The following is a 9642-nucleotide window of genomic DNA, read 5'->3' on the forward strand; positions in this document are numbered from 1 at the left end:
ACGGGCAGATCGTGAACCAGCAACCCAACATCCTCTCCCCCAAGGAGGCGTTCAAGGCCTGCTTCTCAGCCGTTGCCGGATATCTCGGCAGGCCGAGCGCGGAGACCGTGCTGTTTGCCGGCGTGCCGCTCTCGGACACGCGAATTGCGGTCGACGACATCAGGCACCTTGCCGAACGCATCGGCCTGGAAGTCACCGAGTTCAACCACCGCGATTTTCTTAGGGGGCGTATCGACCTGCCCGCAATCGTCTTTCGCGTCAGCCAATTGCCCGTTGCCCTGCTCGCTCTAGGCGAAGACGATGCTTATATCACCGCGCCCCAGGAAGACGGCCGCACCACGATCGGCAGATCGGAACTGGCCGCCAGCTACATCAGCGGCGGCGCTTCCTTCTCGATCACCTATGCCAATGCCGCCGAGACCATGTCGGTCGGCTCGGCGGCCAGGATCGAGCGGAGACATTGGCTTACGGGGACGATGGGCGCTTTCTGGCGCACCTATTCGAAAGTCGTCCTGGCGGCGGTGTTCATCAATCTGCTGGCCATAGCCTCGCCGATCTTCACCATGAACGTCTACGACAGGATCCTGCCGAACAAGGCAATATCGACCCTGTGGGTCCTGGCTCTCGGCATCGGTGCGGTCATCCTGTTCGACCTGCTTTTGAAGACGGCCAGGGCTTCCCTCATCGACTATGCCGGCCGCAAGGCGGATCTCCGGATATCCTATCTCCTGTTCGAAAAAGTGCTGAACTCGTCGCTGTCGGCGCGTCCCGGCTCGACCGGTGAATACGCAAACAGGGTCACGCAATATGAATTCGTCAGGGAGTTCTTCACCTCCAACACCATAAGCGTGTTCATCGACACCGCATTCGTCTTCGTCTTTCTCCTTGTGATCTATGCAATAGGCGACTGGCTGGTGATCATACCAGCGCTGGCCTTCGTGATGTCCGTCATCGTCGGCCTGGTCACCCAGCGCCGCATCGGCAAGCGCGTCGCCGCCTCGATGAACGAAGCGTCTCAGCGCCAGGCCCTGCTGGTCGAATCGATTTCGACGCTGGAGACGATCAAGTCGCTGCGCGCCGAGGCGTATCTGCTGCGAAAATGGGGGGAGCACTCCAAGAACGCCGCCAACACGTCCGAGAAGATCAAGCAGCTTTCGGCGGCGGCGGGCAACATCACCCAGTCCATACAACAGCTGGTGACCGTCGCCCTGGTCGTGGCCGGCGCCTATGCCTTCTCGGAAGGGCATGTTTCGACAGGAGCAATCATAGGAACGGTGATGCTGGCGAGCAGGGCCGTGGCGCCGCTCGGCCAGATCGCCATAACGTTGTCCCGGTTCCGCCAGGCCATGCTCTCGCTGAGAATGGTGAACTCGATCATGGCTCAACCGGAAGATCGACCTGACACGGTGGGTTTCGTCAACCGCCCCATTCGCAAGGGGGCGATGGTGTTCAGGAATGTCGGGTTTGTCTATCCCGGCTCCGAAAATGAGGTTTTGACCGGCCTGAATTTCTCGGTCAAGCCGGGTGAGCGGATCGGCATCATCGGCCGCATAGGATCGGGAAAGACGACGATGGGGCGGCTGATCGGCCGGCTCTTCCTGCCGACTTCCGGTGAGTTGCTGCTGGATGGGATCGATATTCGCCAGTATCACCCGTCCGAGGTTCGCGCCGCGGTCGGCATCGTTGCGCAGGCCGGCGACCTGTTCTCGGGCACCATCAAGGAAAACCTCCTGATGGCATGCCCCGAGGCTTCAGACGAACAGATCATCGAAGCGGCAAAGGCGGCCGGTGTCGACGATTTCGTCTCACGCCACCCGCGCGGCTACGACATGAATGTCGGCGAGCGCGGCACCAATCTTTCCGGCGGCCAGAGGCAGACGGTGGCAATCGCACGCCTGCTTTTGACCAAACCGAAAATAGTCTTTCTGGATGAACCATCGGGCTCGATGGATCTCGCATCGGAACGCCAGCTGATCAAGCAGCTCAAAGTCGCCTTTGACCGCGACACCACGCTGATCGTCTCCACACATCGGTTCAGCATGCTTGAACTGGCCGACCGCCTGATCGTTATCGAGCGGGGCAAGATCGTTGCCGACGGACCGAAGGACCAAGTCATACAGGCGTTGCAGAAAACAAGCGCCTGACAAAACAATTATTGCTGCATCCAATGCGTTGGGGCGTGGGAAATGCTTGCCAGGGAAGATCGACCGCCGCTGTTTGCGTCGGCGTCCATATTCATCATCGGAGCGCTCTTCGTGGTTTTTGTCGCCTGGGCGTCCTTTGCCGAAGTCGATGAGATCGCACGCGGCGATGGCAAGGTCATACCCGCTTCCAAGACCCAGATCATTCAGGCGAGTGAAGCCGGTGTCGTTCAGGAAATCGCCGTGACGATCGGCCAGGTCGTCAAGAAGAACGATCTCATCATTCGCCTGGACAATACGCTCAACACGTCCAGTCTGGGCGAGCAGCAGGCCAAGGCGCGCGCGCTGGAAGTGCGCATAGCAAGGCTGAAATACGAACAGGCCGGCAATCTCTCGGGTCCATTTCCGTGCCCTCAGGACATTCAGTCGGTCGCTCCGCAAATCTGCGACAATGAACAGAAGCTGCTCATCGCCCGGCGCGGGAACTTCGACAACAAGCTGTCCGTGCTCAAGTCACGCCTCGATCAGCGCGAGAAGGAGCTGGCCGAGGCGGAGGCCAATTCCGACCGTCTTACAAAGAACCTGGTCGTCAGCGACCAGGAGGCAAAACTGGTCGACGCGATGGTCAAGAAAGGCCTGATGGCAAGGACCGAGCAACTCCGGGTAGAGCGCGAACAGACCGAACTCAACGGCCAGCTGAACCTTGCAGGCGAAACGATAAAGAAGATCAGATCGTCGATCACCGAAGCCCAGCTTCAGGTCGAGGAACTCGGCCTGCAACTGCAGCAGGAGGCGTTGGACGACCTTACCCAGGCGCTGGCGGAACTTTCGGTGGTGGATGAGACCATAAGGGGAGCCACCGACAAGGTCGCGCGCACCGATATCCGTTCTCCCGTGGACGGCATCGTCAACACGCTGGAGCTCAACACGGTCGGCGCTTTCGTCCAGCCTGGCGCCGTCGTGGCCGGCATCGTGCCGACCTCCGAAACGTTGCTGGTGGAGGCACGGGTCTCGCCGCGGGATGTCGCGTTCATCCGCCCCGACCAGGAAGCGCTTATCAAGGTCACCGCCTATGATTTCTCGATCTTCGGCGGCATCGAGGGCAAGGTCTCAAACATCACAGCCGACAGCCTGGTCGACCAGAAAACGGGGGAACCCTATTATCAGGTGCGTGTGGCGACCGACAAATCGACGCTTCAAAGAGACGGCAAGGCCTATTCGATCATTCCTGGAATGATCTGCTCGGTCGATATCAAGACCGGGCGCAAGACGATCCTGCACTACCTCCTGAAGCCGATCAACAAGGCGCGTGAGGAGGCGATGAGTGAGCGGTAGCGCCAGCCCTCATCATTCCGATCGCGAAGGGCTGCTTCCGCCAGTCGCCGCCGCGGATTTCGGGTTGGAATTTCGGGTTGTGGCGCGCGGCGGCATACGGCGCGGCATCCGTTTGGAGCGGGCATTCTGGATGTCGCTGAAGCAGATGGCCGAAAGCAGGAAGTGCACGATCGGCATGCTCATCGACGAGATCGCCGAAAGCCAGCCCCAGACAGGCAATTTGACATCCGCGATCCGGGTGGCCTGCATGCGTGGATTGGGGGACGAAAACCTGACCTTGCGAAGGCTTGCATCGATCAACACCATCAACGCCATACTGGTCGCTTGCCCGTCTCCGGCCTTTGCCCTGGCTTCGTCGAAGAAGATCCTGTCGTTCAACGCGCCGTTCCAGCAACTGGTCAAACGTCAATTGCCGATCGCCCCAAGCGATGACGCACGGCACGACCTCAAGCTGGCGTTGGATCTCAATGTGGCCGACATCTTCACGCGGCTCGAGGCCAATGGCGAATCGCCGGTGGCCACCGGCTTTGTCATCGGCGCCGGTGACCGTCGATACCGGGGTCAGTTGAACGCGGTGCGGGCTCCGGTGCTCGAGCCGGAGCTGCTGATGGCGTTCGTCTTCGGCGGCTGAATCACCACCAATCCAACGAGAACTTACGGCTGAAAACCTTCGCCGGGTGCGACGGTTGCGAAACCGCCCTTGATATCGGCCATCTGGGCTCCGCCCGGTCTTGAGCCGTGGATCCAGGCCCGGTCCGTGCTGAACGAATAGAGCGGAACGTAATCCGGGAGATCGCTGTCACGCACGACAGTGTTGCTGAGGCTGTCGAGAATGAAGGTGCCGCTGCCTGTGCTTACCGAGAGCACTGCGTGAAAGAAGCCTCGTTTGCGATCCTGGAGGACGACAAGCGCCATGCTCTGCGTCGGAATGCCGGCCCTCAGCAAGGCCGTCATCTTGAGGATGGCAAAATCTTCGCAATCGCCGGCTCGCCGCTCGAGAATCTCCGAAGGCTTCGCCCAATAGTCGAGCTTGCCGTAGACGACGCTGTCTTTCCTGTAGGCGATCAGGCGATTTACGCTGCTGTTGACGAAGGACAGCTTCTCGCTGAACCCCTTGCCTTGAGCGGCGGCGATCATGCCGGCAAAAGCCGCGCTCTTGTGCTCGCAGGCGCTGCCTGCCGAGCAGGCGGTGATTGCCCGGTAGACGGGCGCCCAGCGCGCCGCGACGGGAAAATTGCGCATGGACAAGGCAACCGATCCGAATACCCCCGGAATAATCGACGCGGTCTGCACCGGATCTATCCCGGCGTCATCTCGCGCCGTTGACGAGCCATCCCCGCGGCCAATATCTGGGCCATAGCTGCCGGTGACCATACCGATCCGGTAAGCGCCCGCGGGCTGCCAGGGCTGAGGCCTCACCAGCGAAACACCGCCGAGACAGGGCGGGGTCTGGACCTTCTCCTGAGGCCTGCCGGGTGCGGCGATATCGCCCGCGAATGACGGCCCCGCCAGGCCGACAAGCCCGATTGCCAGCAGGAGCACTTGGATCCGGGTTTTTCCCGGAACTGATTTTTGCTTTTTCATAACGCCCACCTTTGACTGTGGACGCTACCAATCTTGTCTCAAATTATTGGAAAGGAAGGTGGATAAAGATCCAGCAACTGTCTCTATCCATTTTATTTAAAATTTTATTCAAACTTATACTTTGATTTGCCAAAAGATCTCGGCCAGTCCTCCGTCAGGGAGGCCGTCAGAATCCCGCATATACCAGGTTATATTGTTGCGGTTTACCACGTGTAAAAAATGCCGAGCAATGCATATCATAATATATGAAATAGATTAGAGGGTAGTTGCAAAGTAGAAGTGGCCGCTGTCTCTATTCGGTAAATATCGGAGGGGTTTCAGTCATGACGAACAATATCGAGTTGGACAGCTTTTCGGGTTCCTTGAACGAGCATTCTGCGTCCAATGGACACGGCGATCAGACATCGCCGGCGGAGATCCGGGTCGCCCAGGCAAGTTCGACACAGCAGCCCGCGCCGGCAGCGTCCGAACCGGTGCCAGTCGATGTCGGCGGAGCGCCTGTCAAGCCAGAAGCCCCCGCGGAAGCAAAGGCACCGCCGGCAGCTGCGCCGCACGAATATGTGGCGGACGCCAGCCATGTGGTAAGGCTTCCGGCCAACGCCTCCATCGACAACATCAAGGTCGACGGCCACCACCTTGTGCTTGAACAGGCCGACGGCTCGGTGATCGTGATCAAGGACGGCGCCCTGAACGTGCCGACCTTCATCATCGGCGACGTCGAGGTGCCCCGCGTTGCCTTGCTGGCAGCACTCGAGGCAAGCCATGTCGATGTCGCCTTCGGCACCGACGGCTCCATCTCGGCCGGCCCGGGCGGTTCGAATTCAAGCGCAGGCGGAGATTTCTCGGTTCCCCCCGGCGGCATCGGCGACGGGTTCGACCTGTCGGCACTGCTGCCGCCGACGGCTCTGCAGTTTGAACAATTGGACAGGCGCGAACTGTTCCCCTCGATCGTCGACAGGCAAGTTACAGTGACGGCCACGTCATTGCTTGCCCCGAGCGAAGCGGCCAGTGAAACCGGCCTTGATGGCGGCCCGACACAATCGCCGGGCAGCGACGCACCGAGCCATTCGGAAACGTCCGGCACTGGGACGATCAGCATCGACGCGCCGGATGGAATCGGGTCGATCGTCATCAACGGCGTTACCGTCACCGCCGTCGGCCAGGAGATCCCGGGGCAGTACGGCTTCCTGACGATCGTCTCCTACAATCCGAGCACCGGTGCCATCGAATACAATTACACGGTGACCGAATCGGTCGCTCATACCGATCAGACAGCCGGCTATGATCCCAACAACGACACCGTCCCGGACAATTTCAGCATCACTGTCACGGATGTTGACGGCGATTCGGCCAGCACGACCTTTGCCGTCGCCATCGTCGACGATGTGCCGACGGCTGTTGCCGACACTGACAGTATCGCCGCCGGCCAGTTTGGCCCCGCCACAGGCAATGTGCTTGTCGGCGGTACGGATGCGGTCGACGCCAACACCACGGACGGCGTTGCCGACACCCAAGGCGCCGACGGGGCGACGGTGGTGGGCGTCCAGGCCGGCAACACCAATGCCGATGTCGACAATGCAGCCACGCTCGGCGTCGAGATCCAGGGCACTTACGGCAAGCTGACGCTCCAGTCGGACGGCTCCTACAGCTATGTGCGCTCTGCCGGCACGCCCGGAGGCGTCAACGACGTCTTCACCTACACGATCAAGGATGGCGACGGCGACACCTCGCACACCACGCTGACGATTTCGATCGGCAACTCCACGCCTGTGATCACCGACCTGACGCCGGAGGCCAATGGCGGCGACGTCATCGTCAACGAAGCGGCATTGAATGTCGGCACGCCGGGCGGACCTGGCTCCGATCCGGCAAGCACGGCGGAAATCGGCGCCGGCACCTTCACCATCTCCTCTCCCGACGGCATCCACTCGCTGGCGATCGAGGGCAACGCCTTCATTACCGACGGCGTGTTCACCGCGGGCTCGTTCACCACCGCGCTCGGCAACACACTCAACGTGACGGGTTACAATGCCGCCACCGGCCAGGTGAACTACACCTACACGCTGGTCGACAACGAGGCGCATGATACCATTCAGGGCACCAATAACCTGTTCGAGAACTTCACCGTCACGCTGACCGACCAGGATCTGCAGAGCGCCAACGCCACGCTCTCCGTCAAGATCGTGGACGACGTGCCGACAGCCCATGATGAGGCAACGCAGGCGGTTGCGGAAGGTGCCCCGGCGCTGACGGGAACGCTGGACTTCGTCGCCGGCGCCGACGGCGCGACGGTGACGCATGTCAACGGCACGCTGCTGATCTTCAATGACGGCACGGGCTACTCGCAGTCGATCGACATCGGCGCGGGCAGCATCCAGGTGAAGGCGGACGGGTCCTACACGTTCACGCCGGATGCCTCGGTCGACAACAGCTCCGGTCCGGTAGCGGTCAACGCGACCTATACCGTGACGGACGGCGACCACGATACTTCGACGGCCAACATCGCCTTTACGATCACCGACGGCGCAGGCCCGGTTGCCGGCGCTCCGATCACGCTGGCGCTTGATGACCAGAACCTGAGCGACGGCTCGACACCGGCCGGCCCGGACTTCGCCTCGAACGCGATCACCTTCACGCCGGGATCGGACGCGATCGCCTCGATCGCCTTCGGCACCGATTTGACGGGCTTGAACACCGCGAACCTGACTTGGACCAGGGTCTCAGACACCCAGGTCGTCGGCAAGGACGGCGCCGTGACGGTGGTGACGCTGGATCTGTCGGTTGCCAACAACGCGGCGACCGTGACGGCGACGCTGAACAACAATTACGACGCACATCCCGGCATCAACGCCGACGACCTGGTCAATCTGGGCCATGTCGGCGTGGTCGCCACCGATACGGACGGCGACCAGGCAACCGGCACCGTCAACGTGACGGTGTCCGACGACGTGCCGACGGCGCATGATGAAGCCTCGCAGTCGATCGCGGAAGGTGCCCCGGCGCTTACGGGAACACTCGACTTCGTCGCCGGCGCCGACGGCGCGACGGTGACTCATGTCAACGGCACGCCGCTGATCTTCGATGCCGGCACGGGCTACTCGCAGTCGATCGACATCGGCGCCGGCACCATCCAGGTGAAGGCGGACGGTTCCTATTCGTTCACGCCGGATGCCTCGGTCGACAACAGCTCCGGCCCGGTGGCGGTCAACGCGACCTATACCGTGACGGACGGCGACCACGATACTTCGATGGCCAATATCGCCTTTACGATCACCGACGGCGCAGGCCCGGTTGCGGGCGCTCCGATCACGCTGGCGCTTGACGACCAGAACCTGAGCGACGGCTCGACACCGGCCGGCCCGGACTTCGCCTCGAACGCGATCACCTTCACGCCGGGATCGGACGCGATCGCCTCGATCGCCTTCGGCACCGATTTGACGGGCTTGAACACCGCGAACCTGACTTGGACCAGGGTCTCAGACACCCAGGTCGTCGGCAAGGACGGCGCCGTGACGGTGGTGACGCTGGATCTGTCGGTTGCCAACAACGCGGCGACCGTGACGGCGACGCTGAACAACAATTACGACGCACATCCCGGCATCAACGCCGACGACCTGGTCAATCTGGGCCATGTCGGCGTGGTCGCCACCGATACGGACGGCGACCAGGCAACCGGCACCGTCAACGTGACCGTGTCCGACGACGTGCCGACGGCTTCCGCCGAGGCTTCGCAGAACGTTGCCGAAGGCGCGACGATCACTGGCACTTTGGACTTCGTCGCCGGCGCCGACGGCGCCACGGTGACGCATATCGGCGCTACCGCCCTGGTCTTCGGCGGCGACGGTTACTCGCAGCCAATCGACATCGGCGATGGCTTGATCAAGGTCATGGCCGACGGTCACTACTCGTTCACCGCCGACAATTCGGTCTTTGGCACGGGTGCGGCTTCTGCAATCTATACCGTAACGGACGGCGACGGCGACACGTCGACGGCCGGTATAAGCTTCGTCGTGACGGACGCCAATTCGCCGACGAGCGGCACGGCTGCTGCCACGGTCGATGACGACGGACTGGCCGGCGGCAATGCGGCGAGCACCACGGGTGACATCGACGCCAATGTAGGCGAGGTTCCGACCAGTGCCAGCGAAGCGACCTACAACGGCACGCTCGGCGGCAGCCTCGGCGGCGACGGCGCCGGCGCCAACGGCTTCTCTTTCGCGACGCTGAATGGCACCAACGGCACGGTCGGCCAGGAGAACGTGACCTACAGCTGGGACGCCGGCAACGACACGCTGACGGCGACAGGTCCGCGCGGCGTCCTGTTCACGGTGCATGTGACCGACCCGGCAACCGGCGCCTACACGGTGACGCTGGTCGACAATGTGCTGCAGGCACAGGGCCCGAACGATGAAAACAATGCGACGGTTGATCTCGGCTATGTGATCACCGATGCCGACGGCTCGACGGCACCAGGCACGCTGACCGTTACCTTCAACGATGACGGTCCATCGGTGGCGATTGTCGCGGGGAGCGATGCGGCAGTGCTGCTGACGACGCAGGACGCCGACACGATCGGGAATGC

Annotated in this window: 5 protein-coding genes; 4 read left to right on the forward strand and 1 reads right to left on the reverse strand. The window is 61.8% G+C overall.

Going from position 1 to position 9642, the window contains the following annotated elements; all coding sequences use genetic code 11:
* The first annotated feature begins 11 nt into the window (after window positions 1-11).
* The 3 genes from LB558_RS25975 to LB558_RS25985 are packed head-to-tail and all read left to right on the forward strand — an operon-like array spanning window position 12 to window position 4107.
* Window positions 12-2144 (forward strand): type I secretion system permease/ATPase, encoded by a 2133-nt coding sequence (locus tag LB558_RS25975; RefSeq protein WP_224700165.1) that lies wholly within the window; start codon window positions 12-14, stop codon window positions 2142-2144.
* Between the two features lie 42 nt (window positions 2145-2186).
* Entirely contained in the window at window positions 2187-3476 is a 1290-nt protein-coding gene (locus LB558_RS25980) for an HlyD family type I secretion periplasmic adaptor subunit (protein ID WP_224700166.1), read from the forward strand.
* On the forward strand, window positions 3466-4107 hold the full coding sequence (locus LB558_RS25985) for a ribbon-helix-helix domain-containing protein (protein WP_224700167.1): 642 nt from the start codon (window positions 3466-3468) through the stop codon (window positions 4105-4107). The genes LB558_RS25980 and LB558_RS25985 overlap by 11 nt, the downstream gene beginning before the upstream one ends.
* A 23-nt stretch (window positions 4108-4130) precedes the next feature.
* Here the strand turns inward: LB558_RS25985 and LB558_RS25990 are convergent, their stop codons facing one another.
* The gene (locus LB558_RS25990; protein ID WP_224700168.1) at window positions 4131-5060 is read right to left on the reverse strand and encodes a transglutaminase-like cysteine peptidase; all 930 of its coding nucleotides are present in this window, start codon (window positions 5058-5060) and stop codon (window positions 4131-4133) included.
* A gap of 323 nt (window positions 5061-5383) precedes the next feature.
* Between LB558_RS25990 and LB558_RS25995 the strand changes: the two genes are divergently transcribed.
* Window positions 5384-9642 (forward strand): beta strand repeat-containing protein (locus LB558_RS25995; protein ID WP_224700169.1); only part of this gene is annotated, 4259 nt, incomplete at its 3' end.

The sequence above is a fragment of the Mesorhizobium sp. CO1-1-8 genome (assembly GCF_020164875.1).
Lineage (GTDB): Bacteria > Pseudomonadota > Alphaproteobacteria > Rhizobiales > Rhizobiaceae > Mesorhizobium.